We start from the raw sequence: 25,918 nt of genomic DNA, 5'->3' as shown, positions 1-25,918 counted from the left end.
GCTTATGAATACACAATTTGAACAAACTGATCAGCCCCCCAGTCCTGTATTTTTATTTAATACGGCCAACCAGACGAACGTCCAGACGGATGAGTTTTCTGTTCCCGCCCAAAGCGGCGAAATCATGTGGGTTCATATCGACCCTTCCCAAAAAGAGGATCTAAAAAAGTATCTGAAAGAGTTAAAGGTACATCCTTTAGCGGAACAAGCTATGACTTCCTTCAGCGATATCCCTCGAGTTGATATATACCAAAACCATGCCGTGATATCAGTCGTGGCGATCAAAGAGGATTATTCAGTTGTACGGATAGGCATTTTAGTCGGAGAAAACTATGTGATTACTCATGAAGAGGAAAATGATTTGGCTCTATTTTCTGACCTGCAGGAAGATTTTCGTGATCATCCCGATCATATGTCTAGCACCGGTCATATTCTGTATCACATCTTAGACAAGATTGAGATGTTTTACCTCAAGGTAGTGGATAAAATTGCCGACGAAATACAGGGCCTTGAAAAACAAGTATTCAAAACCCCTTTTGCCAATGAAATTGGGCATAAAGTCTACCGATGGAGAGCCAAATTGCATGACCTCAGGCATGTCGTGGAAGCGCAAGAGAATGCAATCAAGACCATCGGCAGATCAGATTTTCCATATATTAATGAAGATTCCGGTTTCTATATGCAGGATCTGCAAGAAAATTTCTCAAGAGTAGTGAATGCTTTTGACACCTTTAGAGAAAACCTTACTGGGGTTTTCGACTTACAGATGTCCCTCAAATCCGACCATATGAATGCCATTATGAAAACATTGACTCTTGTGAGTGTCGTCTTCATTCCCATGACTTTTATTGCTGGAATGTACGGAATGAATTTCGAGCTCATACCGGAGCTGAAATGGAAATATGGATATTTCTACTCCCTCATCCTCATGTTCGGACTAGGGATCAGCATCGCCCTGTATTTCAGGAAAAAGGGATGGTGGGGCAATTCCCCCAAAGCAGATGGGGAAAAATGGAATGGAAAATCCACAGGAACAGACCTAGGTTAATTACCTAGGTCTGATTTCAATTCTTATTAACACGGATATCCAACTTACCGCATATTATTTGATAAGAGAAATGTGGAGGTGAAAGTAAAATGCTTTCGTCTGACCTATGGGTATCCGTATTTTTTATCTTTTTGTTTGCTTTTGCTGTCTGGCTATTTACTTACGAATCTAAGAAAAGCGATTCCCATCAAAATGAAAATAAAAATGAAAAAGAAGAGGATAAATCCTTTCATCATCATTGGTGGATGTAGGGCAAACGTGAGAAAAACCGTTCCAATTTGATTGGACGGATATTTTTGCCCAAAAAAATACCCTCTGCTGTATAGCAAAGGGCAATGAAGGAGTTGTGTTAATGGAGAATTATTAGTAACAAAGAAAGTCAACTTTCATAGAAGTACAGGGACATAAAATGTACCCACATGACAAATGATGTCCCTACGTTAAGATATATTATACACATGTTTGACCCAAAAGAAAAGTGGTATTGTACTAAAGTTAAAAATTTTATTCATGTCCTGACTTTGGTGTATAATCTTGAACAACCCAAGCCTAGTAATTTCTGGTATTATAGATTTACTAACTATCTTGAAAGGATGAGGTTATGCTCAAAGAATATTTAGTTCAATTATCCCCTTTCTCCCAACCTGAGTTCCTTAAAGAATATGGTCAGATCTTTTACCAAGCGGACGCCTTCTCCAATGTGATCGGCGTTTCGTCTGAATTAGACCTAATTGAAGTCCTTAAACATGACAGAAGAGTGAAACTCGTTCGTGGGTGGAACGATCTGACATTTGAAATATAACTACTTCCCATAACAAAAAAGCCCACCTCCAGCATGGTATTCCATACGGAAGTGAGCTCTTAATTTATTCCCCTAAATCCACATTGTACAAATAACTAGGTGGCGGTATTGCCCAATTATGGACCGAGCCAGCGATAGGGTGATCCGTTTTTAATCCTGCAAGTTTAATTACCGAGGTTAGTTTTGGTTAGAAAATAATAGAGCACACCCTAAATGTACTCTTTAATTAAGACAATCCCGATAGCTTTAATTCCAAAAAATATTCGTCAAATTAGTGTAATATCCAAGTGGATTCGTCACATCATAACTACTGTTGAGTTTTTCACTCGACAAAAACTTTCTTAAGAAGGGTGTGTTCTTAATGGCACAAGCACAACAACAACAAATTCAACAGGCTATCCAATCTGCACAGCAGGCTCAACAATCTTTATCTGCGGCACAAGCGAGTGCAAACCCACAGCAAATCCAACAAGCACAGCAACAATTACAGCAAGCTCAACAGCAACTTCAACAAGCTCAAACTCAATTTGGTGCGCAAGCTAACGCTCAACAGCAACAGCAACTCCAACAAGCGATTCAGCAAGCCCAACAGGCAACTCAACAGGCTCAACAAGCTGCCCAACAAGCTCAAGCTACAGCACAAGCTCAACAAAATAACTTTCAATAAACAGATTGTACAAAATGTCGACTCTTTAGTCGGCATTTTTGTAATTTCGTTTGGCGACTCGTTAGATGACAAATCCCGTTTGTTGAAAAAATGGTCTTAACCCAATTTGGATCGTTCATTAATATAAGACGCTTTTCTATATCTTTATAGTTGGACATCTTATCAACCTTCTCGTATGACATGACCATTCATTAATTTTGAATAGCGGTTAAAACACCATCTTCGAAATATAAATATTGGTTTGGATATACCCACTGTTCACTAACTCTATATTGGGTAATGGTTTTATTTATATCTTTTGGTTGACCAATCTACTAAGTACTTCTTCTTTTGTCATGCCAAAGAAACTCTTTGTAAATATCCTCTAATAACATAAAAAACTCACCTCTTGTATGATTTATTCCATACAAAAAGTGAGTTCTTCATATGCCTTTTCTTATCTAAAGACAAAATTAGATGTATATCACCGTAATTTCAAGCAAAAATCAGCATGTATACCATTGCTGAAGTAAAAATCGGGTAATAAGCATTCATTTTGATTAAATCAGAACAAAAGCATAATCAGTATAAACGTTGATATATCAGAGTTTCCCAACGGTCAAGTACTTATTATTCCCCTAAATCCACATTATGGTACACTTGCTGCACGTCATCCAGGTCCTCTAATGCATCAATCAGCTTTTCAAATTGGGCTTGGGCATCTTCTGGAAGAGTTAGGTCATTTTGCGCAAGCATAGTCAATTCTGCTACGGTAAATTCGGTGATTCCAGCTTTCTTGAAAGCCTCTTGTACAGCATGGAACTGTTCAGGATCGGAGTAGACAATAACTGCTTCATCCTCTTCCAATATGTCGCGCACTTCTACATCCGCTTCCATTAATAGTTCCAGTACTTCATCCGCTGTTTTTCCATCCATGCCAATAACAGCTGTAGCATCGAACATATAGGCAACAGATCCGCTCACTCCCATGTTGCCCCCATTTTTATTGAACGCCGAACGCACTTCGGCAGCCGTACGGTTTACGTTATTGGTCAATGCATCTACGATCACCATGGATCCATTCGGTCCAAAGCCTTCATAGCGAAGCTCGGTATAGCTTTCTTCCGAACCGCCCTTCGCTTTTTCGATTGCACGGTCAACAATCGCTTTCGGTACCATGTAGGTTTTGGCACGCTCAAGTACCACTTTTAATGCTCGATTGGATTCCGGATCAGGCTCGCCTTGCTTAGCAGCTACATAAATTTCCTTCCCAAACTTGGCATAGATCCGACTCGTATTTTTATCTTTTGATGCCTTTTTTTCTTTAATATTGTTCCATTTACGGCCCATATTGTTCCACTCTCTTTCATTAAGAAAAAATTATTAATGTAAACCAAGCGCTTTTTATTATATCATAATTGAATATTAACGGCACACCACCAATTGATTTCGGCCCTTGTTTTTAGCTTGATATAGCGCCTGATCGGTCTTTTCCAGAAACTCGTCCACTTTTTCCCCTTTATAGATCGACAACCCTAAACTGATTGATAAAGGAACACATGTATTCTTATACATAAATTCTGTTTTCAAAATGCTTTCACGGATGCGTTCTGCCACAATCTCTCCTTCTTCTAGATTGGTTTCTGGCATTAGAAGGGCAAATTCTTCTCCCCCTAATCGAACAAACACATCCGTTTCCCTAACCTTCTTTTTGATCGTATCAGCAATGTGCTTGAGCGCTTCATCCCCGCATAAATGGCCATAAGCGTCATTCACTTTTTTGAAGTGGTCAATGTCCAGCAAAACAAGGAGGAATGGACGGTTATTTCTTTTAATCAGGGGAAGGGATTTTTCTAGATATAACTCAAAGTACCTTCGATTATAAAGTCCTGTCAAGGAATCGATTAGCGTCATTTGCTTGACTTTTTCCAATAGCCTGTCATATTTGATTCTAAAGTACCCTATTGTTAAATGAATCGACCAGTTCACCAAGGAACCAATGGAAAGAGCGATTTTTTCACTCCATATAACATCAGGGTCCAAACTCATTACGGTAATAAATTTTAAAGCTGTATAAAAAATAGCAGAACCGATGACAACCTTCCAATTCGGATATAAAACCATCAAAAAAATACTTGGAAGCACAAAAATCGACCAAATAAAGGAATAGGGCACCTGCCCTGCCTCCGTGATCATCTTATATATAACGATAGGTAAAAGGGTACCTAAAACAATGATCAGCCATAATAAATATTTTTGTCTCAACAAGTGTATCTCCCTTCAAGGGACTGGGTAACACGAACGGAGTTACATCTCCCCCTAATCTAAGTACATCACCGAAAAGACCAATTGTCAATTTCCAAATAAAAACCGCCCTCTTCTTGAAGGCGGGTTAGTTTTCACATATCCATTATAATAATGATAATCATGGTTACGGTACCGATTAAAATGCATATCAAGCGTTCCTTCGTTTCACTTTGGTCCATATTCCACCCCCTTACCTTATTTCCATCCCTGTCCTGCGAATATGCACTTCATAGGTTACCTGGATTTTCCCATATGGAAATACCTCGATCCATTTTTCGGCGGTCCACCATTGGGGATGCGTTGCCCGCACAAATGTCCCTAATTTCAGCACATCCGATTTATATTCTTTTTGGAGTTTATGGATCATTTTTTTCGCCTGATTCGTCATTTCTTCAGAAAGCACCTTTTCTAATTTTTCTATGTTTTTTTCCTGTGAAAAATCTATATCGCACTGCGATTCAATCACATCTCCTTCCAAACGGATACGGTATTCCGCTTCATATCCAGTATCCCCTTTTGGAGTGAAGTCCTTATTCACGCGAATGGTTTTAGGTCGATAGGTTACCAGGTTCCTTTTTTTTCGCGTCCCTCCAAATGGAACATCAATTTCACCAGCAAGCTGATTTTCCCGCAAGTGAAGGAGTGACCATACTTCACCGTCTTTGAGGGTACCTGCCATTCGATCCTGCCGGAAGACGGCAAATCCATTCCACTTGAATTCCTCTTTGGATGCCTCCACATAGTTCATTCCGGCTTCTGTAGAAGAATCAGAAAGATCGGCAAATAAGTGCCCAATCGTAACATGCGGAATAAGGCCTCGCTCGGCCCCATTATCCAACAGATCCATAATGTAAACGGTTGGGATTTGCTCCAGTTTCGTATTGGAAAGGAGAAGCTCTCGCGCCGACCCCTTGACCACCATGGGCCACATCAATCGCCGGATTTGGGGAGCCCGCCGGAAGGGATCTAACAGTTCTTCAATCCCCTCTTTTGCCACCTCCTCGCTTAATACGAGGATGCGGGTGTGACCGTAGAATAGCACCTGGTTAAGCCGTTTCTGCAGGTTGGATGAGGCTTCGTTCAGCGTATTTCCCGTGGCGCTCATCACGCGGATGGCCTCCTGGCCCTGCTCACCCCCTGCACCGCCCATAATCAAATTCGGGATGGGAACTTGAATGGTCATAGTATAGCGTCCTTTATCCGTCTTCGACCGGTCCACACCAATGGCCACGACGGATGTCCGCAATTCCAAGTCCGTGTTGTCCCAACATCCTGTCACAAGTGTGAGGCATACGATCAAGAGAATGAGAGATACGGCTCTTTTCATCCCTATCTCATTTCCATCCCGGTTCGGCGGATTAGGATCTCATATTTAACATCCATCTTCATATTCAGAAACTCCTCCTCCCACTTCTTCGGGTCCCACCAGTCAGGATGCTTGGCGCGAATGTCCATGCCAAAGGCAAACAGATCCTGCTTGACTTCTTTTTGCAGATGCCTGAGCAATCGGTCCGCTCTTTGCTCCATCTCCGCTTCTAGTTCCATCTGGATGTCCCGGAGCGTTTCCTGTTTGGCAAGATCGGTGCTGCACTGGGATTCCATAATATCCCCTTCCAGTCTAACCTTGACTTGCACTCCCATCTCCCCCGCTCTTTTTCGATATTTCTTTTCGGTTTTAATGGTTTTGGGACTAAAGGCTACTTTTTTCCCCCCTTCACCTTCGCAAGCTCCCTCAATGGTTCCTCCTATTTTTTCATCCCTAATTTGAAGCAGGGAAACCACTTCTCGCGGGTCCAGCTGGCCGATCATTTTGCTCTCCTCAAAAATAGCCAAGCCCACCCACTTTACCTCGTCCGAAGTCGCTTCCACCATATTCATGCCAGGTTCGCGTGAAGAATCGGAGAGATGGATGAAAAAACGTCCCAAACTGACATCCGGAATCGTTCCCATCTTCGCGTTATTGTTCAATAAATCCATCAGGTACATCATGGGAATCTGCTCAAGCCTTGGATTGCTTTGCAATAGCTGAAGAGCTTCTCCTTTCACAACCACGGGCCAAAGCAGGCGGCGGATTTGGGGAGTTCGGCGCAGGGCATCCACCACCGTATCAATCCCCTCCCTGGCCAGATCTTCCCCCACGGCGATAATGCGGGTATGCCCATAGAAAATTTCCTGGTTTAACCGCTTCTGCAAGTTACGGGAAGCTTCCGACAAGGTGTACCCGGTGGCGCTCATGACCCGAACGGCTTCCCGTCCTCCACCTCCTGCCCCGCCGCTCGCCCCGCTTCCAGCAATTTTTTTCGGAATGGGAATCTGTACGGTGAGACGGAGCAATCCCTTACCTTCCTTCGACTGATCGAGAGCCACGGCCACAACAGAAGTCCGTTCTTCTATCTCTTGGCGATCCCAACACCCAGCAGCAAACAATAGAAGGAAGACCCCTAAAGCACTGGCCATATTCCTCCAACCGTTCATGATGCTTTCCCCCCGGATCCATGGCGACCCTTTTTCCGTATAATAGCCATCAATAAAAGCAGCATGGGGGCAAGTAAACTGCACCCTAAACCCATATAATCAGCCATTTCGATGTAATGGAACAACTGATGGACATTCTCCGGCCACATGGCCATATAATATAAAGCCGGGAGCACGGCTACCGCCACATAGCGATGCGTCCTGAGCCCCCCTATTTTTTGGGCAGCATAGCAGGCAGAAAAGAACAAGTTGGCAGTCGTGGTAAAGACAGCTGCCACCCAAACGCCGAGGAAAGCCGACTCCAGCCTTTCCAGGATCAATCCCGGCATCTCCGTGGTCTTGACCAATTCCAGTGTCGGCCACATTAATTGCTGCAGTTCCTCATAGCCGAAAGCTGAGATGCCGGCTACGACAATAAGGACATAAACCAAAATAGGAAACCCTATTCCCAACATGGCTGCCCGCGTTGTCTTTTGGCTATCCGGAGGAAGATTTCCCATATATAATAATAGGAGTTCATATCCCTGGTAGGCAAAAGCTGCAGCAAGCGATCCCTGCAAAAGCCCCTTCCAGTCCACAGACATAAGCGGAAGCAGACGCGTAAAATCCGCGCTTTGAAAGGAAAGAACAGCAATGAACAGAACCGGGATGATGATAATGGGGAGCAACACCTCATTCACTCGTGCCATCACTTCCAGATCATATAATACGAGGGTGAACGCAACCAAAAGCATTGATCCGACGATCACTTCCAGCGGTGTACGAACCAGCACGGCGGTCACCACCACTTCACCGAAGGTACGAGCTACCCCAGCCGTTGTCAACAGCCAATAAAGGATGAAGACAAGGATAATGGGGGAAATCAGGACTTTGCCCACCCATGGATGCTTAGCAGATCCCATGACTTCTTGGGCCAAGGAGATGAATCCTTTCCCCTGGAAACGCCGGGCAATCTTTAGAATGAACCACAAAACAACGATTCCGATGAGGCCGCCTAATATGGTGGATATCCACCCCGACTGATGAGCCTTGTCAGTGACCGCCCGCGGAAGCGTCAGAACCCCGACACCAATGATTGTGCTTGTGATAAGGGACATCACTTGAGAACCTGTTAGTGAATACTCCTCTTTATTCCTTCGAATCCGTTGGCTTTGGCGGCTCTGTTCCGGCACGTTCTTTACCTCCTCTATCTTCCATAATTTCCTGATCTTCCGTTCCCATTGAGTCCCTTGTGCGAATCACATCTCCTTGGCTGAAAAAGCTCGGCCTTTTTTTCATCCAATAAAGAGGCACCCGAATCAAACTATCCTTCATATCGGTAAACCTCCTGGGAGAAAAAGGGGTCAAATAAGGAACGCCAAAGGATTTTAAAGAACAGAGATGGATAACAATCAGAATAATGGCCAGCATGATCCCATAGAGCCCGAACATGGAAGCAATAATCATGATCGGGAAGCGCAGCATGCGCAAGGCGATAGCCGCGCTATAAGACGGAGAAGCAAAAGATCCAATCGTCGTTAGGGCCACTACAATAACCATAATCGGACTGACGATTCCTGCGGAAACGGCCGCATCCCCAACAACAAGAGCGCCTACAATGCCGATTGTGGGACCAATAGGGCCTGGCAGGCGCACACTCGCTTCCCGCAAGATTTCCATTGTGGCCTCCATTAATAGAGCTTCTATAATCGAAGGAAAAGGAACGGTAGAACGCCCGGCCGCCATGGCAATGACAAGCTTAGACGGAATCATCTCCGGATGAAACGATGTGAATGCAATATAAATGGACGGCAGCAGCAACGCAATAATCATCGAAGCCATCCGGATAAAGCGAATCAAGGTAGCGATGAGGAACCGTTCATAGTAATCCTCTGGACTCTGATAGAATTGGTTAAATATGGCTGGCGCAATCAAGACGAAGGGAGTCCCATCCACGATAATGACGACTTTCCCCTCCAAAATATTGGAGGTCGCCTTATCCGGCCGCTCCGTGTTTTGAATCTGCGGAAACGGGGACCAATGATTGTCTTCGATAAATTGTTCAATATATCCGCTCTCTAATGCCCCATCGATATCTATCTCCTGGATCCGCCTTTCCACTTCCTCGACAACACTTGGGTCTGCAATCCCTTCGATATAGACAAGAGCGATATTGGTATTGGTTCTTTTCCCAACCGTTAGATTTTTGATGCGAAGATCCGGATCCTGCAATCGGCGGCGAATTTGGGCCGTATTGACCCGCAGCGTTTCCGTAAACCCATCGCGGGGGCCCCGCACGAGATGCTCGGTATTTGGCTCTTCTACCCCTCTTTTTTCCCAACCCTTAATATTAGGCAAAATCGCCGTAGTTGAACCTTTAATCAAAAGAATGCCATCACCGGCCAGAAGTCCCCGCAGAGCCTCCTTTAAGTTTTCAACACAGGCAATTTCACTGATAGTTAGGGCAAAACGGGTATACTTTTCATGGATATGGCTCTCCCGTACTGCTACATCGGGATCTTCGCTTCGCGTGTCAAACATTAAGCTCTTTAAGATAAAATCATTAATCACCTTGCTATCCGTCAACCCATCAATATAGAGAAGAGCCGCATCAAGTTCACCTTTGGCACCGATAGAAAACTCCCTGACTACCAAATCATCACTTTCCCCAAGGATATCCCGGATCCGCCCTATATTTTCTTCGAGCCGTTTGGATATCGGGATTTCTTCAAGCGGCTGCATTTTCTTTTCTAGGTGAGAAGATAGCCTAGCCTCTTGCTTCTCGAATTTCTTTGACTTCCTAGGAAGAACTAATTTCTTCGCCATAGCATCATCCCTGATCGTTCTTTTAAGGCTAGGTTATCCTAATTGAACCATTTCATGTAAAATCAATTTCACAAAAAAAATTACCCTCATCTTTTCGGATGGCGGGTAATTTTTATTTAGTGTATGGATACCCCTGTACTGATCGGATACAACGTCCCTTGCAAAGCAAACGAGGCATTTCCCGTTTCTTCCGATATGACGATCACAAGGGCATCGCTGACCTCCGTCAAGCCAAGAGCTGCCCGGTGGCGTGTTCCCAGCTTTTTGGTATCCGCTAAGACATGGGATAAGGGAAGCACATGAGCGGCCGACACGATTTTATTTCCTCTCAGTAAGACAGCCCCATCATGAAGAGGGCTTCCGGGATAAAAGATGGATTCCATTAAAGATGGAGTAAAATGGGCATCCACGCTCACCCCGGCCTGGAGAATGCCATCCAGCGGATCCTGTCGCTCAAATACGATTAAGGCTCCGTGCCTTCGCAAAGAAAGATTTTGAATACTCATCGACAATTCCATGGATTTGTCCGTATAAGGAGCCAGATAGCATTGCAAATAAAAAGAGGCGGCAGCCATTTCAATTTGAGTTAATTTTTCTCGAATATGTTTAAAATCACTTAATAGGCAGCAATCTTCCTTATCCAGCAGACGCATCGTTTCATGAAGATCAACGTCCACTTGATGCAAATACTCCTTTAGCCGATTTTTCATGGGAGAAAAATCACAGTGGTCCACTGCTTCCGTACACCTCCACCTACCGATCACGGTTTAGCTTCAGTTATTACTTTTTGACTTTTCATGTAAAATCATACCCTGTTTACATACTCACGAGGCCATGTCATCCTGGATCTTGTGCCCTTTATTTCTGATCCACACCTGTAAGAGCGGAATAACTAGGAACATGATAAAAAAAATCCGAAATAATTGATACCCGCTGACCAGCGACATGTCGGCGTGCACAATGGAGGCAGTCAGTCCCATTTCCGCAATTCCTCCGGGTGCCGTGCTGAGAAACGCAGTATGCAGGTCCATGTGTGTCCACTTGGTTAGTAAGTAGGCGATAAACAGTGAAAAAATCACAATCATTAAGCTTGAGGAAAGAGTATACATCAGTAATTTCTTGGCGTTTTCTAACCGTTTGATTTGCCGGCCCAGATGGATTCCTAGGGATAGCTGCGCCAGCACAATGACCACCGTAGGCAAATGGGGGGCTGATACCCCGAATGCCACCAGCGTTGCTGTTGCTAAAAGCGGTCCCGTCAGGAATCGAGCCGGCAGCCGAAGGAGTTTTCCTCCCCACACGCCAAGGAGTACGGCTCCCGCATAACTAATATAGTGAACAAAAGATAAAGTATCGGAAGAAAATGAAGGCATCGCGGAAGAACCCGAACCGCTCGTTTCGCCAAGCCCATGCAGCGTAATAAAAGGAACGAGGAAAATCACAGCCGTCGCCCGAATGGTCTGCATTAAGGTAACCGTCGTTTTGTCCACCTCTTGAATTTCCTCACTCAACATTAATACCTGGGAAAGGCCGCCAGGTACACTGCCGAATAAACCGCTGGCTGTCCCGATCTTGGTTTTCTTGGCCATTCCAAGTCCCAATACTAAACTAAAAATCACTAGGAGAACGGTTGAGCCAGCCATGTAAGGCAATTGATTAATCATAACGAGCCCGGCTTCTTTTGTAAAAGAAATCCCCAGCATATACCCCAAGACCATTAACCCTGCCTGGCGCAGTCCTGTCGGCCAGGTCAAGGCTCGTCCACCGGTCAATCGCCAAGCGGCAACCCCAAACAGCGGACCTAGCATCCAGGGAAGGGGCATGTTCAATAAAGAAAAAATGAGGGCCCCACATAGGGCCACCGCGATCGTTTTCAGCAGCATAAGCCCATATTTAACCATTTCCACTTCCTCATCTCCTCGAACCGATGACATCCGAAATCTTATATTACTAGCACCCTTAAAAATAGCAGTCTTTCATTCTTTCTTCAAGATTAAGAGCATTAAAACCATAAGTTGGATTCTTATTTCCTTAAACTTAATGATTTTAATTCCACTAATGTCTTTATTTTATGTTATTAACACAAACTAGGTTTGTCTCCTCGCTATTGCTATAATCAAGGCATATCAAAGTTTTCTGACTTTCGTACAAATGGCAGCAGGGATGCGGGACCATAGGTTTGTATGTAAACCTTATCATGAAGTCAGGAAACGGTTCACTATCACTGATGAACACGCATTCATTTTATCTTAGACAGGAGGAATATTATCACATGCTAGCTTTATTAGGGTTTATGATGGTTACGATTTTCATGTATTTAATCATGAGCAAGCGTCTTTCCGCACTGACCGCCCTCATCCTGGTTCCGATTGTTTTCGCTTTATTAGGCGGTTTTGCCCCGGAACTCGGCCCCATGATGATGGATGGAATCAAGCAAATCGCTCCTACAGGAGTCATGCTCATATTTGCAATTTTGTATTTTGGCATTATGATCGATACCGGATTGTTTGATCCTATAGTGTCTAAGATTCTCAAGACAGTAAAAGGGGATCCTCTAAAAATTGTTGTAGGTACAGCTGCTCTTGTCTTGATCGTTTCTTTAGACGGCGACGGAACAACCACGTATATGATTACCGTTTCTGCGATGCTTCCGCTCTATAAGCGGCTCGGCATGAACCCGCTGATCCTGGCAGGGGTTGCGATGTTAGGAAACGGCGTGATGAATATTACCCCATGGGGCGGTCCTACGGCGAGAGCCATGAGCGCCTTGCACCTGGATGCTTCCCAGTTGTTTACGCCCCTGATTCCAGGTATGATTGCAGGAAGTGCTTGGGTCTTATGTGTAGCTTACTACCTTGGAAGAAAAGAACGTCAACGATTAGGGACTGTTGAAATCCAATATTCTCACTCTGAGCAAATGCGTTTCACCGAACAAATTGCAGCAACGGCTGAAACCATGGAACTGAAACGCCCAAAGCTTTTGTGGTTTAACTTCCTATTAACCATTCTGCTGATGGCTGGTTTATTGACGAGCATCTTGCCGCTTACTATATTGTTTATGATAGCGTTTGCCATTGCCATGATGGTTAACTATCCGCAACTCAAAGAGCAGCAAGAACGCTTATCCGCCCACGCAGGAAATGCCTTGGCTGTCGTATCTATGGTCTTTGCCGCCGGAATTTTTACCGGCATTCTATCCGGAACAAAAATGGTCGATGCCATGGCCACCACGCTTGTGGGCATGATCCCGGATGCCTTAGGTCCGCATTTGCCTATCATTACAGCGATTACAAGCATGCCTTTTACGTTCTTCATGTCCAATGACGCCTATTATTTTGGAGTTGTTCCCATCATTGCGGAAGCGGCTACAGCCTATGGCATCAGCCCTATCGAAATCGGGCGTGCTTCCCTATTGGGACAGCCTGTACACTTGCTCAGCCCGCTTGTCCCTTCCACTTACCTTTTAGTAGGAATGGCTGGCGTAAACTTTGGGGAACATCAGCGCTTTACCTTGAAGTGGGCCATTGGAACGACCATGGTTATGCTTTTGACCGCCCTGATTATCGGTGTATTATCCTTCTAAAATAGCAACTTCCTATATAATAAATAAATGTGAAAAAGCTGTCCTTCAAGTTTGCGCTTGAGGACAGCTTTTTTATTTTCATCCGAAAGTAGGAAATCGACAAAAAAGAGAGAATTTAAAAAAGAAAAAATTAAATTAACAAGGATTTTTGTTGTCATCGGAGGATTTCCTATGCTTACTTTAGTGGTCCTTTTTAATGGGTTGATCTTTTTCGTGATGGCGAGTTGTTTTGTATCTAATGCCCTTTATGGCTTATTGGGAAGTTTAATGCTTACATTGCTATTCGTTGGGGCTGCACATACGCGATTCATTGAATCTTTTCTCTTATGGAGCAGTGGACTTAGACCTGCGTTATCGGAAGAATCCAGTAGAGTAGATTCGCTTTTTCGAGATCTTGCGGTCAAGGCCCATCTCCCCCAACCTCCACGCCTGTTCATAGCGGACTCCTCCTTCCCCAATGCGTATGCAATAGGGAAGCATGCCGTCGGCATGACCAAAGGGCTGCTGGAGAAATCAACAAGTGAGGAATTGTATGGGGTATTAGCCCATGAATTTGGTCATTTGAAGCATGGAGACAGCTCGCGTTATGCTATGACGAGAATCTTAAATATCGGGGGAATCCTATCTGCCTGGGTGATCCTGCATGTTATCAAATTTCAATCTTATGATCTGCTTCCAAGCTCAATGGGATGGATTGACGCAACGTTTACCGGACCCATTGCCATCATTTATCTTATCCTCGCTATGATCCGATGGTATTTCGGTGCCGGCTTTCGCGTTGTGGGACCCAGAGAAGAATATCGTGCCGACTCCTTCGTTGTTGAAGCAGGTGGAGGCGATGGCTTTATTTCTTTTTTAAAACGCTCAACAAACGCGGAGCGATCTTGGAATCGGAGTTTCTGGGAAAAGATCTCGGCTACCCATCCACCGGTCATGCATAGGATTGATCGGATAAAAGACCATATGGAAAAGCGGGGGGTACAGGCAGGGGGCCGGGGATAACAGGAGAAAGTCCTGTTATTTCAAAAAATGAGGCCAACTCGAATAAAATAACAGGAGAAAATCAGGTTATTGTTTCTAAAATGGCAAAAAATCTTAAGTTCATAGTACTTAACAGGAAAAAGTCCGCTTATTTTCCCTTTTTTCTTCAGAAATTGAGAAATAACCGGAAATTCTCCCGTTATTGCGGCTGACCCCGAGACCCATGTTCTCAAACCTAATCCGCATAGACATTCCGATAAATCCTTTCCGGCCTGCCTACTACGCCATAGGACAGGTCGGATTTCAAGGCTCCTTTGGAAACCAGATACTCTAAGTACCTTCTGGCTGTGGAACGGCTAGCCCCTATTTTCTGACTGACCTCTTCCGCAGTCAAGCCCTGACTTTCTTCTTTAATGGCCAAAGAAACCTTCTCTAGTGTAAGCTGGTCAATCCCTTTGGGAAGATAGGCTTCCCTTTGTTCCAATTTTCTAGATCCCTGAAGCAAGGAATCAATGTCTTCCTGCCCCATTGTTTGCGGGTTATTCTTAAGCTGGGTAAGCTTGAGCCGAAACTCCCGATAGTTCATCATCGTTTCTTTGAATCGGTCAAAGATTAGGGGCTTGACCAAATAATCAAAGGCCCCTTTGCGAATAGCTTCCCTCACTGAATGGACTTCTTTCGCCGCTGTAATCATGATCACATCCGTATTGGGATACTCCTGCTGAATCCAGGACATAAATTCCAACCCATTCATATCTGGTAGATAGACATCAAGCAAAACCAGATCAGGCTGCAAAATTTCGATCTGTTCCATCGCCTGCTCTTTCGTTGTAGCTATTCCTATGACTTGAAAATCAGGAACCTTGTCGATGAACCGCCGATTAATCTCAGCGATTCGGATATCGTCTTCAATGATAAGAACCTGAATCATTCATTTCTCCCCTTCCATCCTTAGGAATCACAACGGTAAAGATACTGCCTCCTGCAGTGCTTCGCGAGTAGGTAATAAAACCATTCCATTTATCTACGGCTTGGTGGACTAGTGCCAGTCCAATTCCCCGATTTTTTGTTGATTTAGTGGAGAAGTCATTTTCAAATATTTTGCTTACATGTTCATCTGGGATTCCAGGGCCTGTATCCTCCACTTCCATAATCAGATCGTTCCCAATATCCGTAAGGGATACGCTGACTTTTTTCACCGGTTGACTCAAGACAGCCTCCAGCCCGTTCTGAATCAGGTTCCCGAGAATCGTAACCAAGTCACTTCGGTCAAGAACAGGAGGTATATCCCCAAAACTGCTTTCACGGTCGATTTCCAAATCTACCTTCAGTTCCTTTGCCTGATTAAACTTGCCCAATAGCAACCCGCCAATCATCGGATCAGGGATTTCCTGCATAATGAAAGGAATGAGGTTTTGATGGATATCCACTTCATTTGTAATGACTTCAATGGCTTCTTGATAGGATTCCAATTGAATGAGTCCATAGATCATGTAAAGCTTATTGGAGTATTCATGGGTTTGAGCCCTTAGAGCTTCGGCGTACTGTTTAACATGAGCTAATTCCTGGGCGAGCCGATACAACTCCGACTTAGGCCGAAAACTGGACACTACTCCAAGGACCTTCTGATGTTTATCAAGGATGGGCAATCGATTCGCCACCACGGTTTGATCACCGATCAGCACTTCCTGATCGTACTCAGCCTTGCCAGAATGGATCACCCGCAGGATGTTGGAACCTGGAAAAATATCCATCACACGTTTTCCAATAAGATCGGTTTCCTGAGTAAAGCCGGCTCTGCTTATGGCATTCCTATTGGCAGTCGTAATGACACCTTCTGCATTCACTGCGACGATGCCCTCTCGTATCGATTGGATAATCGCTTTTTTTTCTTGGTACAATCGAGTAATTTCCTCCGGCTCTAACCCCAGAATGGCTTTTTTTACATTCCTCGAAATCAGCAAGGCCCCTAAGATACCAATAGCGAGCGCGATTCCCCCGAAGAAAATCATTCGTTTACGGTGCGCCACTTCCAGCCTGTCAATATCCTCAAGGAGGAAGCCGACCGATACGAGACCGATGACTTGTCCGGATTCATCCAAAATGGGGGTTTTCCCTCTCAGCGAAGGACCTAAAGTTCCCACGGCTTCAGAAATAATCGATTGTCCTTCAAGCACCAACCGATTGTCTCCTCCGACCATTTCTTTGCCAATCTGTCCCGATTTCGGATGAGAATATCGTATCCCCTCCTGATTCCCCACAACAATAAACTCCGCTCCTGTCCCATCTTCTATCTTATCCACAATGGGTTGAATGATTTTCCAAGGCTCGGGTTCGGAAAAAGCATCATGTATCTCCGGTACCAGCGCTACCGTCTTCGCTACCTCTAATGCCCGGATCCCGATTTGTTCCTTTAAGGTATTTTCCAGCATATATTCATAGGTAATCCCGGTTATACAGATAACCAGCAAAATTAAGGAGCCGATTAATAAGATCAATTTGGTTTGCAATCGCAAGCGAGATCCATTCCTCTCTCGGGATTTGGTTTATTATTCCACTTTTTCTAACGTCTCATAAGCAGGGAAAAACTCCACCTCGACAGTTCGAAGCGGAGCTTTCATTGACAACGTTTTCAATTCCAGTATACTAGCTCACCAATCATTTTTATAGATTATAACCATAAGTTGAATTTAAACATTTATGAGTAAAAAAATCATTTTGTTCACAGCTTCTAGTCGCCAATATCGGCACGATCCATCCATATCGCATGCTTCACAGACCCATAGTCGACTTCCTTATTATCCACATGGCAAATGCAGCGATCACACCCGCATTGCGCCTGGATTTCTTCCATTACTGTCTTTTCAATATTGCGGAGTATAATCATCCGTTCATCCTGCAAATATAAAATAGCTGTTCCCGTCATAATGCTGTACTCCTCCTATAATCTCATCTGTATGATAGCACTTACAACCTTTATATTACTCTTTTTATATCAAATATAAAGTTTATTCAAATATGTTTAATAAAATGCTTAAGGGTCATTTCGTTCATAAAGTTCATGCCATGCCACAACAGAAAAAGCCCTTCAGATCTCGGAAGGGCAAATACAAACTATGATTCTATCTCTTCTCTATATATCCGTTTTTCTCTAACTTCTTCAGCCATCCGCGCAACGTGCGGACGTGTACGCCAAAATATTCGACCATTTCATGCATATCCGGGCGTTCAAAGTTCCTATCCTTTAGGTAAAGCCATAAGCGGTATTCCCTTGTTCCTAATTTCATAATAATTTCTGTACCTATCACGGGATTTTGATCATGCAAGGGAGAGGTTTTCATTTATGTATGTCATTTGATTATACAGATCCATTCGTTCTTTCCGACCAATAATACCACTCGTCAATCTATCAACCATCCTGTCTCTTTTTTCATTCATCCATCGTATATCTCCCATGATGACGTACTCCTTTCTGGAATGAATCTTTTAATATAAGTATAACATATTTGCTAAAAAAGTATATAACATTACTAGTTTTCCATTTTAGAGATAACATATTCAACTCATTAATTCTCCCATTCAATAGAAAAAGACTAACCCAATCAAAATGGGGTTAGTCTTTCAACAACCGTAAACGATACGCATTCATCGCCGTCTCTCCCAACTGCTGAAGCAGGTTGTTATTCGCATATGCGCCCACCACCGCACCAATCCCGGGTACTAACTGAAGCATTTTTATAAAGTCAATGTAGTCCCGGTATTCCTGCTGAAACTTTCGCCAATCCACCGTTTGCAAATCATCTTTCCGTTCTTCCCATTGTTCAATGATTTGCAGGGTTTCTTGCCGATGCTCAACACTGGAAAAGGCGAGCTGGAACACTTGAAGGATGAAAAGTCGCTCTTCATACTGCTTGACATCATACCCGTAAAGAGTGGCCACTTCAAACAGGAACTTCATCTTAATGGACAATAGCAAAGGAAAGTCAGCAAGCCCTAAAAATATTCCGCCTGCCCCTGTCCCTGCTCCTTCCACCACCGCCGTCCGCCGATAAACATCCCAGGTCTTTCTGATCTGCTGTTCTCTTTCTTCCAGATTGAGGACTTCCCATCTTCTTGATTTGGTGGTGAATTCAGAGCCAAACAAAGTAGCTTGCACAAGTTTTTTCACCGTTTCCGTCACGTAATGATGAAATTTTTCAGGGATCATGCTATTTACTTTCGTTTGTGCTTTTTTCGATATTCGTTGCAGCAAGCTGGAGCGCTGTCTGATCTTTCGTTTCCATTCCATGGCCTCATCCAAGGCTTGTTGTTCATACGGAGTCATCGTTTTCTCTTTCCTTCCTAAGGGATCTATTCCTTATTTACGGCACAAAAGGAAGTTAGTATTCAAAATCTTTGCTTTCACGACCCTCCAGCCCTGTTATCGAGGGATAACTGTCTTTTTATACAGGAATGACCCTCGCGCTATGCAGATTTTTGGAATACGAAAATGGTATTAGAAAGGCTTGTTTGATTCATAAATTAAAGTAGGATGAAAGATGAGGCTAACTACCAAGCCATCCTTTTCTTTATGGTGTGAAAGATTTTTGCACTAAGAAAATAGGAGGGGGATAAAAAATGAAACTCAAATCAATTATCCGCTTGCTGAAAATCGGACAGTGGATTGCCCAACGACAACAAGCCATTAAAAAATCATTTGCTACGGGTGAGGAAATATTCAAGCAGGAACTCCAATTCATTAATGAAGTGATTTTAATAGCTTCCGGTGTAATCCACGTTCAGGGGGGAAAAAGCTATATCGTCAACACGGATGATTATGAATTTCTAACGCATAGGCTTATCGCCTACTACAATGAAGAAATCTCTTTGAACCAAATCAACGTCTACCTCCAATCCCTATGTAAAAAAAACTATCCTCCCATCGGAGCAAAAGAAGCTTCCACACAGGAACAATCAACGGAAATCGTAAACAAATTACTGGATTTGAAGCATCTGCTCCAATTCAAAAGACAAAAATGGACGGATCTTCTTGGGGATGGAAATCATTCGCTGCACTACGAGAAGCAGATCATCGGAATGGCCATAGAAGAATTAGGGGATAAAAGATATTTCAAAAGGAAAATGACCGTATCTTAATCACGAAATGAAAAAGCTCTTACACTGTGAATTCCACAATGAAAGAGCTTTCTTCGATTTAAGAGACAATTCCCTTGAATTGATTTTGGCTATACTCTTCTATTGCTTGCTGCAATGTCCCTATGGTTTCCACTTTTTCGTGTAAGGCAATACCCAGTTCAACCATGGTGTTCGTAATTTCCGGGCGAATACCCGTAATGATCGCCTTACACCCGCTAAAAAAGACAGAGCCATATTGGCACTGTCCTTTTCCCTATCCTAAACCGCTTTTCGCTGATTTTCTTCGATCGCTTCGCCCCAGCATTCCACATTTTGAAGACCTTCAATATGAGATACATGGAAAACTGGATTTTTTCCTTGCTTTTTCTGCTCCTGGTAATCTTTTAACGCCGCTAAGGCTACTCTTCCTAACATCAGGATGGCGATCAAGTTGGTAATGGCCATCAAGGCCATGAACAAGTCCGCAAGATCCCAGACAATCCCTACTTTCGCAACGGAACCAAACAGGACCATCCCGATAACAGCCAAACGGTAGACTAATAGCCAAGTTTTGCTGTTCTTGATAAACTCAATATTCGTTTCTCCATAGTAATAGTTCCCTACCACAGAACTGAACGCAAAGAGGAATACAGCAACAGCGGCAAAGCCAGCTGCCCATGAGCCCATATGAGTCGTAAGCGCCGCTTGGACTAGTTCAATACCGGTTAAATCCTCTTTTCCATAGGCATCTGAAAGCAAGACAAGAAAAGCGGTCGCGCTGCAGACTAAAAGCGTATCTACGAATACACCTAGCGCTTGAATTAAGCCTTGTTTCGCCGGATGAGTCACATGCGCGGTTGCCGCAGCATTCGGCGCACTTCCCATCCCCGCTTCATTGGAGAACAAGCCGCGCTTGATCCCCATCATGACTGCCGCACCCATACTTCCGCCGGCTACCTGCTCAAAGCCAAACGCGCTTTTCACAATGAGGGTAAGAACAGCCGGAAGCTCAGAAAGATTCGTGAGGACCACATAAAAGGCAAGAAGAACATACCCGCCCGCCATAATAGGCACCATGAATTCCGTTGCTTTTACAATTCTCTTTACCCCGCCAAAAATAATGAACGCCGTCAAAACCGCAAGAATGAATCCCATCACCATACGATCAATCCCATAGGCGGATTCAAGGGAAACTGAAATGGTGTTGGCTTGCACCGAGTTAAACACAAGCCCAAAACATATCGTAATCAGGACAGCAAACAAGATTCCCATCCAGCGCTTATTGAGTCCTTTTTCCATATAGTAGGCAGGACCGCCGCGGAAATTCCCTTTATCCTTCACCTTATAAATCTGCGCCAGCGTAGCTTCAATGAACGCCGATGCCGAACCGATCATCGCAATCAGCCACATCCAAAATACCGCTCCAGGACCTCCGGACACAATCGCAATAGCAACCCCAGCCAAATTTCCCGTACCTACGCGGGAAGCCGTGCTAATGCAAAAAGCTCCAAATGAGGATATTCCCTTTTCTCCATTCTTGGATTGAGTTGCTCCTTCTCCTAATAGACGGATCATTTCACCTAACATTCTGAATTGGACAAGCTTCGTTCTCAGCGTAAAGTATACGCCAACGAAAATAAGAGAGCCTATAATAATATAAGACCAAAGAAGATCATTGCTTGCAGAAACAACACTTTGTAGGAATCCCAACTTTCCCAACCACCTTTCCTTCTGAATTACAGATTTAAATCGCTTCCAATATGACTAAAATTAGGATTCGAATGATTCACTTGACTCACCAAAATACTTTATTGATTATACATACATGTGAAAGGTTTGTGAATAGATTTGTTTAATATAGTAATATTTAAAACTATCGGTATTGGAATTGCGAAAAAATAGTTTGCTTATCAAGGACCATTCAGGATACCTCATCCAGATTCGAATGACATCGTTTCAAATTTCATGCTGATAAAAGAATTGGGTAATATATACCTAATTAATGAACTATAAGGCGGATACGGATGGGAACCATTCTAAAAAAATCATTGCACTACCTGATCAAGTTGAGGGCTAGAATTTTTGTACCCTTTGTCATTTTTTACATATTAGCTGCGGCATATATTGCCTTCTCTCTTGAGCCAAAAAACTTTGAATCGTATTTTACTGCTATTTACTGGGTTCTTACAACACTTGCAACCGTTGGTTTTGGAGACTATTCTCCAGTCACAGATGCCGGTAAAGCATTTACTATCGGTCTTTATATTACCGGCATCGGTCTTATTAGTGTACTGTTTGGGAAAGTGATTGAATCTGTACATCGTATCGAAAATCTTAAAGTTGGTGGAAAAATGAAATTCAAAGGCGATAATCATATCATTCTGATTGGATGGAGTGATAAGTCAAAGTTAGCGATCAAAGAAATCTTAAAGTCGGATGACAATATTGACATTGTCCTCATTGATGAATTGGAGAAGGTTCCCATAATAGAAGAGCGTCTTTTTTATGTCCGTGGGGATGCTGCCGAGGAAGAGACTTTACTCCAAGCCAATTTACCTAAAGCAAAAGGGGTCATTATTTTTGCTGATCAAATAACCGAAACAAATCAAAGTGTAAAAAATCCATTATTTGTCGATGGAAAGACATTATTGGTTGCCACTGCCATTACGTCCATTGAAGAAAAAGTTCAAACCCCCATTCATGTGACTGTTGAAGTCATTAACGAAAAGCATATTCGATTATTTAAACATGTGAAGGTGGATGAATTTATTCCTACACAAGAAATGATTTCCCATGCAGCAGTAAGGTCCATATTTTCCCACGGAGTTACGCGTATGTACTCCGAACTGATGAGCAGACAAACTGATGAAGGTATGTATGCGATTCCAAAACAACATCAATGGTTTACATATCGTGATGCTTTCACTGATCTTCTTAACAAAGGAGCCACCCTTGTAGCAGACCGAGGTGATCTTCACATAAACCATAAACTGGATGATCCCATTCCTGATGATGCACAGCTTTTCGTCATTTGTGATGAAGAGACTCTTTCACAAATTTCCTCCAAAATATGGCATTAAAAAACACAAACCCACTCTACGATTGGCGACGAACTCCCATTAGAGGAACAGGAGCCGAATGGCTCCTGAAAATTCAAATGCACGGTACTAAACTATTCCGTATTGGTTCTCGAAAAAGCTTCAATTCTGCTCATAAACTCCTCTGCCGCGCTGTATCCTTCCTGCCTCAAAAACCAGTTATTGGCAGCCACTTCAATTAATCCTGCGACATCTCGTCCAGGCTGGAGCTGAATTTCAAGGGAAGGAATCTTAACACCCATATATTCAATATATTTTGGTTCTTGTTCCAGTTCATTATTCAAAGCATCTTTTTGCCATTTCATTAATTTAATATCCAGAGCAATTCGGGTTTCATCCTGAAAGGCCCTTCTTCCATATAAGCGAACCACATTCAACAGCCCGATACTGCGGAGAGCCAAAAATTCCTTTGTCTTTTCATCATGTGTGCCCAGAAGGGTTTGCGGACTTAGCTTCTTTAGGACAACGATATCATCCGCCACGAGCCGGTGTCCCCGACGAATCAAGGTATGTGCCGTCTCGCTTTTCCCTACTCCCGAGCTGCCTCGAAGCAGAATCCCCAGCCCCGACACATTCACGCAAACTCCATGCACAGCAATTTCAGGCGCTAATTCTTTAACCAAGTAGGCATCCAATTTCGTAATGAATTCGGAAGTCGTCTCCACTTTGTTGGTGACCAATAAAGGGATTCCCTGTTCTATACAATGTTGAGTTAAATAGGTAAGCCCCTCTTCGCCGGCTGTAACGATAAAACACGGTGGCTGATATTGCACGACATTGCCGATGCGGATTTTACGCTCCTCTTTACTTAACTTGTGCAGATAGTTCACTTCTTTTCTTCCCAGGACTTGAATGCGCTCCCCTGGAAAAAAATCAAAATGACCAACAAACTCAAGACCCGGACGATGCACTCTTGATTGCGTGATCGTTTTCTGCAGCTGATCTTCACCAGCCAATACTATCATTGAAAACTTCCGTACCAATTTTTCAACTGTAATGCTTTTCACTTTCCATTCACCGTCCTGATAGCCTTTTAAAATTGAATTATACTGAATAAAAATTAAAAAGTCATCTCCACCTGTTAACGTTCTAAAAACGGACAAATAAAAAGTGATCGATATCCTCGATCACTTTCATGCAGTGTGACATTTCTCACATTAATAAGCCGTTAACAGTGTTATTATGGACTTAACAATCAAATGGAGTGTGAGTGCTGTGACTATCGGAAATATAAATGAAGCCTTTCAACGATGTGAATATCCATTCTTTAAAGATGTTTTGCTTAAAAATCAGGAAGCTCAGTGTATAGTTTATAGTGTCCATACCTCCTTCCAAAGCAGCGTAAGTTTATCTTTATTAAATTACGAAAGCTTACTGCACACCATTTCTCTCGAAGTGATTCGGCTTCGTTCCAAAGAGTTGCTGGCTCAACAGGAAGACATCATTAGTAAAGCAATCTAAACCCGTTAGGCCTTCGGTCGAATCATCTCTTCTGGTCTAACGATGGAATCAAACTGCTCTTCCGTGAGCAAATTCAGTTTCAACGCCGCTTCTTTCAAGGTTATCCCTTCCTGGTGCGCCAGTTTTGCGATCTTAGCTGCATTATCATAACCGATATGCGGATTCAAGGCTGTAACCAGCATGAGCGATCTCTCAAGGTTGCGACCGATGACTTCCAAATTGGGTTGAAGATCGGCTATGCAGCGGTCATTGAAAGAAAGCATCGCGTCGGAAAGCAATCGACAGGACTGAAGAAAATTATAGATAATCACAGGCTTAAAGACATTAAGCTGAAAATTTCCTTGACTGGCCGCAAACCCGATCACCGCGTCGTTACCCATCACCTGACAGGCCACCATCGTTAAAGCTTCGCTTTGCGTAGGGTTCACCTTTCCCGGCATAATCGAGCTGCCCGGCTCGTTAGCAGGAATGTTAATTTCCCCGATTCCGCTTCGTGGACCGCTAGCCAACCATCTGACATCATTCGCGATTTTCATGAGATCCGCAGCAAGTGCTTTAAGCGCCCCATGAACGAATACGATCTCGTCATGGCTCGTCAGCGCATGAAATTTATTGGGTGCAGAAACAAATTTCTTTCCCGTTAAGGAGCTGATTTGCTCCGCCACTATGCTGCCGAATTGCGGGTGGGCATTGATGCCCGTTCCGACAGCTGTACCTCCGATAGCCAGCTCCTTCATTCTTTCCGCGCTATCGCTGAGCATGTTCTTGCTTTTTTCCATCATCCCATGCCAGCCGCTGACCTCCTGCCCTAGCGTCAAAGGGGTGGCATCCTGCAAATGGGTGCGTCCAATTTTAATAATATCCTTAAATTCATCCATTTTTTTGTGAAGCGTTTCTTTTAGTTGAACTAAAGCCGGCAGCACCTGGTTTTCGATAGCCAGAACACCTGCAATATGCATGGCTGTGGGGAACGTGTCGTTGGAGCTTTGCGATTTATTCACATCATCATTGGGGTGGATTCGTTCAATGACCCCTTTTTGCTCTAGCCATTCATTCCCGCGATGGGCAATTACTTCATTGACATTCATATTCGACTGGGTCCCGCTTCCGGTCTGCCAAACCACAAGAGGAAAATGCTCATCCCATTTCCCCTCCAAAATCTCCTCTGCCGCTTGGACAATCGCTTCCGCTTTAGGAGATGGCAGCTTTCCTATCTTCTGATTCGCCAATGCGGCACTTTTCTTTAGAATGGCAAAAGCTCTGATCACCTCGATCGGCATCTTTTCGGTACCAATCTTAAAGTTCTCTGTGCTCCGCTGGGTTTGGGCTCCCCAATGCTTATCAGCCGGCACCTTGATCTCTCCCAGCGAGTCCCTTTCGATCCGATAATCCATGGATATTCCTCCTTTCACACTAAACCCGTTAACATCTGCATGTGCCTTTTGTAAAATATTACTAAATCGTCCTATTTATACTTGGATAAAAATGTCAATGTTATTCAAAAAAAAAGAGCATCACCTATGGTGCGATGCCCTGTTTGAAAATTTCTTCACTTAATAGAGTATTTATTAAGCATCGTAATTAAAATTCACTGTGC

The 25,918-nt window shown here is 43.6% G+C and carries 25 protein-coding genes; 9 read left to right on the top strand and 16 right to left on the bottom strand.

Features of this window, described 5'->3' with window-relative positions; translation table 11 throughout:
- The first annotated feature begins 4 nt into the window (after positions 1–4).
- The 4 genes from corA (at position 5) to ABLT31_RS24340 (ending at position 2,517) form a co-directional block, all read left to right on the top strand.
- Complete coding sequence (gene corA, locus ABLT31_RS24355) at positions 5–1,048, top strand: magnesium/cobalt transporter CorA (RefSeq protein WP_367756639.1); 1,044 nt, start codon at positions 5–7, stop codon at positions 1,046–1,048.
- A gap of 89 nt (positions 1,049–1,137) precedes the next feature.
- A complete protein-coding gene (locus ABLT31_RS24350) occupies positions 1,138–1,299 on the top strand; it encodes a hypothetical protein (protein ID WP_367756637.1) in 162 nt (53 codons plus the stop codon).
- A 350-nt stretch (positions 1,300–1,649) separates the two neighbouring features.
- A complete protein-coding gene (locus ABLT31_RS24345) occupies positions 1,650–1,850 on the top strand; it encodes a hypothetical protein (RefSeq protein ID WP_367756635.1) in 201 nt (66 codons plus the stop codon).
- Between the two features lie 361 nt (positions 1,851–2,211).
- Positions 2,212–2,517 (top strand): hypothetical protein, encoded by a 306-nt coding sequence (locus ABLT31_RS24340; RefSeq protein WP_367756633.1) that lies wholly within the window; start codon positions 2,212–2,214, stop codon positions 2,515–2,517.
- A gap of 609 nt (positions 2,518–3,126) precedes the next feature.
- Here the strand turns inward: ABLT31_RS24340 and ABLT31_RS24335 are convergent.
- The 8 genes from ABLT31_RS24335 to ABLT31_RS24300 form a co-directional block, all read right to left on the bottom strand.
- On the bottom strand, positions 3,127–3,846 hold the full coding sequence (locus tag ABLT31_RS24335; RefSeq protein WP_367756631.1) for a YebC/PmpR family DNA-binding transcriptional regulator: 720 nt from the start codon (positions 3,844–3,846) through the stop codon (positions 3,127–3,129).
- A gap of 75 nt (positions 3,847–3,921) precedes the next feature.
- Positions 3,922–4,761 carry a GGDEF domain-containing protein gene (locus ABLT31_RS24330; RefSeq protein ID WP_367756629.1) on the bottom strand — a complete coding sequence of 280 codons (840 nt, stop codon included), beginning with the start codon at positions 4,759–4,761 and terminating at the stop codon, positions 3,922–3,924.
- A gap of 232 nt (positions 4,762–4,993) precedes the next feature.
- A complete protein-coding gene (locus ABLT31_RS24325; RefSeq protein ID WP_367756627.1) occupies positions 4,994–6,130 on the bottom strand; it encodes a Ger(x)C family spore germination protein in 1,137 nt (378 codons plus the stop codon).
- A 2-nt stretch (positions 6,131–6,132) separates the two neighbouring features.
- Entirely contained in the window at positions 6,133–7,278 is a 1,146-nt protein-coding gene (locus tag ABLT31_RS24320; RefSeq protein ID WP_367756625.1) for a Ger(x)C family spore germination protein, read from the bottom strand.
- On the bottom strand, positions 7,275–8,450 hold the full coding sequence (locus ABLT31_RS24315) for a GerAB/ArcD/ProY family transporter (protein WP_367756623.1): 1,176 nt from the start codon (positions 8,448–8,450) through the stop codon (positions 7,275–7,277). Before ABLT31_RS24315 ends, ABLT31_RS24320 begins: the two co-directional genes overlap by 4 nt.
- Positions 8,407–10,083, bottom strand: coding sequence for a spore germination protein (locus ABLT31_RS24310; protein WP_367756621.1), 1,677 nt, complete (start codon positions 10,081–10,083; stop codon positions 8,407–8,409). The genes ABLT31_RS24315 and ABLT31_RS24310 overlap by 44 nt, the downstream gene beginning before the upstream one ends.
- Before the next feature lie 116 nt (positions 10,084–10,199).
- The gene (gene cdaS / locus ABLT31_RS24305) at positions 10,200–10,817 is read right to left on the bottom strand and encodes a sporulation-specific diadenylate cyclase CdaS (RefSeq protein ID WP_367756619.1); all 618 of its coding nucleotides are present in this window, start codon (positions 10,815–10,817) and stop codon (positions 10,200–10,202) included.
- Between the two features lie 90 nt (positions 10,818–10,907).
- Positions 10,908–11,984: an AbrB family transcriptional regulator gene (locus ABLT31_RS24300; protein WP_367756675.1), complete on the bottom strand. Its 1,077-nt coding sequence runs from the start codon at positions 11,982–11,984 to the stop codon at positions 10,908–10,910.
- A gap of 371 nt (positions 11,985–12,355) precedes the next feature.
- Here ABLT31_RS24300 and ABLT31_RS24295 point away from each other — a divergent pair, with 371 nt between their 5' ends.
- Positions 12,356–13,666 (top strand): CitMHS family transporter, encoded by a 1,311-nt coding sequence (locus ABLT31_RS24295; protein ID WP_367756617.1) that lies wholly within the window; start codon positions 12,356–12,358, stop codon positions 13,664–13,666.
- A 171-nt stretch (positions 13,667–13,837) separates the two neighbouring features.
- Positions 13,838–14,668: a M48 family metalloprotease gene (locus tag ABLT31_RS24290; protein ID WP_367756616.1), complete on the top strand. Its 831-nt coding sequence runs from the start codon at positions 13,838–13,840 to the stop codon at positions 14,666–14,668.
- Between the two features lie 214 nt (positions 14,669–14,882).
- Here ABLT31_RS24290 and ABLT31_RS24285 read toward each other — a convergent pair whose 3' ends face one another.
- From ABLT31_RS24285 to ABLT31_RS24265, 5 genes are all read right to left on the bottom strand, one after another.
- Complete coding sequence (locus ABLT31_RS24285) at positions 14,883–15,578, bottom strand: response regulator (RefSeq protein ID WP_367756615.1); 696 nt, start codon at positions 15,576–15,578, stop codon at positions 14,883–14,885.
- Complete coding sequence (locus ABLT31_RS24280) at positions 15,556–17,163, bottom strand: ATP-binding protein (RefSeq protein ID WP_367756614.1); 1,608 nt, start codon at positions 17,161–17,163, stop codon at positions 15,556–15,558. Before ABLT31_RS24280 ends, ABLT31_RS24285 begins: the two co-directional genes overlap by 23 nt.
- A gap of 215 nt (positions 17,164–17,378) precedes the next feature.
- Positions 17,379–17,573 (bottom strand): hypothetical protein, encoded by a 195-nt coding sequence (locus ABLT31_RS24275; RefSeq protein ID WP_367756612.1) that lies wholly within the window; start codon positions 17,571–17,573, stop codon positions 17,379–17,381.
- 196 nt (positions 17,574–17,769) lie between these two features.
- Positions 17,770–17,988, bottom strand: a complete 219-nt coding sequence (locus ABLT31_RS24270; RefSeq protein WP_367756610.1) for a hypothetical protein — start codon at positions 17,986–17,988, stop codon at positions 17,770–17,772.
- Positions 17,989–18,260: 272 nt separating this feature from the next.
- Positions 18,261–18,971 carry an EcsC family protein gene (locus tag ABLT31_RS24265; protein ID WP_367756608.1) on the bottom strand — a complete coding sequence of 237 codons (711 nt, stop codon included), beginning with the start codon at positions 18,969–18,971 and terminating at the stop codon, positions 18,261–18,263.
- A 293-nt stretch (positions 18,972–19,264) separates the two neighbouring features.
- Here ABLT31_RS24265 and ABLT31_RS24260 point away from each other — a divergent pair, with 293 nt between their 5' ends.
- A complete protein-coding gene (locus ABLT31_RS24260) occupies positions 19,265–19,783 on the top strand; it encodes a hypothetical protein (RefSeq protein WP_367756606.1) in 519 nt (172 codons plus the stop codon).
- Between the two features lie 258 nt (positions 19,784–20,041).
- Here ABLT31_RS24260 and ABLT31_RS24255 read toward each other — a convergent pair whose 3' ends face one another.
- Positions 20,042–21,472 (bottom strand): alanine/glycine:cation symporter family protein, encoded by a 1,431-nt coding sequence (locus ABLT31_RS24255; RefSeq protein WP_367756604.1) that lies wholly within the window; start codon positions 21,470–21,472, stop codon positions 20,042–20,044.
- Between the two features lie 314 nt (positions 21,473–21,786).
- Between ABLT31_RS24255 and ABLT31_RS24250 the strand changes: the two genes are divergently transcribed.
- Entirely contained in the window at positions 21,787–22,842 is a 1,056-nt protein-coding gene (locus tag ABLT31_RS24250; RefSeq protein WP_367756602.1) for a potassium channel family protein, read from the top strand.
- 92 nt (positions 22,843–22,934) lie between these two features.
- Here the strand turns inward: ABLT31_RS24250 and hprK are convergent, their stop codons facing one another.
- Positions 22,935–23,867 (bottom strand): HPr(Ser) kinase/phosphatase, encoded by a 933-nt coding sequence (gene hprK / locus ABLT31_RS24245; protein ID WP_367756600.1) that lies wholly within the window; start codon positions 23,865–23,867, stop codon positions 22,935–22,937.
- A 208-nt stretch (positions 23,868–24,075) separates the two neighbouring features.
- Here hprK and ABLT31_RS24240 point away from each other — a divergent pair, with 208 nt between their 5' ends.
- Entirely contained in the window at positions 24,076–24,321 is a 246-nt protein-coding gene (locus tag ABLT31_RS24240) for a hypothetical protein (RefSeq protein ID WP_367756598.1), read from the top strand.
- 5 nt (positions 24,322–24,326) lie between these two features.
- Here the strand turns inward: ABLT31_RS24240 and fumC are convergent, their stop codons facing one another.
- Positions 24,327–25,715 carry a class II fumarate hydratase gene (gene fumC / locus ABLT31_RS24235; protein WP_367756596.1) on the bottom strand — a complete coding sequence of 463 codons (1,389 nt, stop codon included), beginning with the start codon at positions 25,713–25,715 and terminating at the stop codon, positions 24,327–24,329.
- Positions 25,716–25,918 lie beyond the last annotated feature (203 nt).

The sequence above is a fragment of the Ammoniphilus soli genome (assembly GCF_040813775.1).
The sequence above is the reverse complement of the archived record's forward strand: the minus strand, read 5'-3'. Positions and strand labels throughout refer to the sequence as shown.

Excerpts from the sequence above, each read along its gene's own strand:
- ABLT31_RS24325 (WP_367756627.1), bottom strand. The coding sequence starts at position 6,130 with ATGAAAAGAGCCGTATCTCTCATTCTCTTGATCGTATGCCTCACACTT.
- ABLT31_RS24265 (WP_367756608.1), bottom strand. The coding sequence starts at position 18,971 with ATGACTCCGTATGAACAACAAGCCTTGGATGAGGCCATGGAATGGAAA.
- ABLT31_RS24260 (WP_367756606.1), top strand. The coding sequence starts at position 19,265 with ATGAAACTCAAATCAATTATCCGCTTGCTGAAAATCGGACAGTGGATT.
- fumC (WP_367756596.1), bottom strand. The coding sequence starts at position 25,715 with ATGGATTATCGGATCGAAAGGGACTCGCTGGGAGAGATCAAGGTGCCG.
- ABLT31_RS24335 (WP_367756631.1), bottom strand. The coding sequence starts at position 3,846 with ATGGGCCGTAAATGGAACAATATTAAAGAAAAAAAGGCATCAAAAGAT.
- ABLT31_RS24310 (WP_367756621.1), bottom strand. The coding sequence starts at position 10,083 with ATGGCGAAGAAATTAGTTCTTCCTAGGAAGTCAAAGAAATTCGAGAAG.
- ABLT31_RS24350 (WP_367756637.1), top strand. The coding sequence starts at position 1,138 with ATGCTTTCGTCTGACCTATGGGTATCCGTATTTTTTATCTTTTTGTTT.
- ABLT31_RS24250 (WP_367756602.1), top strand. The coding sequence starts at position 21,787 with ATGGGAACCATTCTAAAAAAATCATTGCACTACCTGATCAAGTTGAGG.
- ABLT31_RS24295 (WP_367756617.1), top strand. The coding sequence starts at position 12,356 with ATGCTAGCTTTATTAGGGTTTATGATGGTTACGATTTTCATGTATTTA.
- ABLT31_RS24300 (WP_367756675.1), bottom strand. The coding sequence starts at position 11,984 with ATGGTTAAATATGGGCTTATGCTGCTGAAAACGATCGCGGTGGCCCTA.
- ABLT31_RS24320 (WP_367756625.1), bottom strand. The coding sequence starts at position 7,278 with ATGAACGGTTGGAGGAATATGGCCAGTGCTTTAGGGGTCTTCCTTCTA.
- ABLT31_RS24340 (WP_367756633.1), top strand. The coding sequence starts at position 2,212 with ATGGCACAAGCACAACAACAACAAATTCAACAGGCTATCCAATCTGCA.
- ABLT31_RS24270 (WP_367756610.1), bottom strand. The coding sequence starts at position 17,988 with ATGAAAACCTCTCCCTTGCATGATCAAAATCCCGTGATAGGTACAGAA.
- ABLT31_RS24275 (WP_367756612.1), bottom strand. The coding sequence starts at position 17,573 with ATGACGGGAACAGCTATTTTATATTTGCAGGATGAACGGATGATTATA.
- ABLT31_RS24345 (WP_367756635.1), top strand. The coding sequence starts at position 1,650 with ATGCTCAAAGAATATTTAGTTCAATTATCCCCTTTCTCCCAACCTGAG.
- ABLT31_RS24290 (WP_367756616.1), top strand. The coding sequence starts at position 13,838 with ATGCTTACTTTAGTGGTCCTTTTTAATGGGTTGATCTTTTTCGTGATG.
- corA (WP_367756639.1), top strand. The coding sequence starts at position 5 with ATGAATACACAATTTGAACAAACTGATCAGCCCCCCAGTCCTGTATTT.
- ABLT31_RS24285 (WP_367756615.1), bottom strand. The coding sequence starts at position 15,578 with ATGATTCAGGTTCTTATCATTGAAGACGATATCCGAATCGCTGAGATT.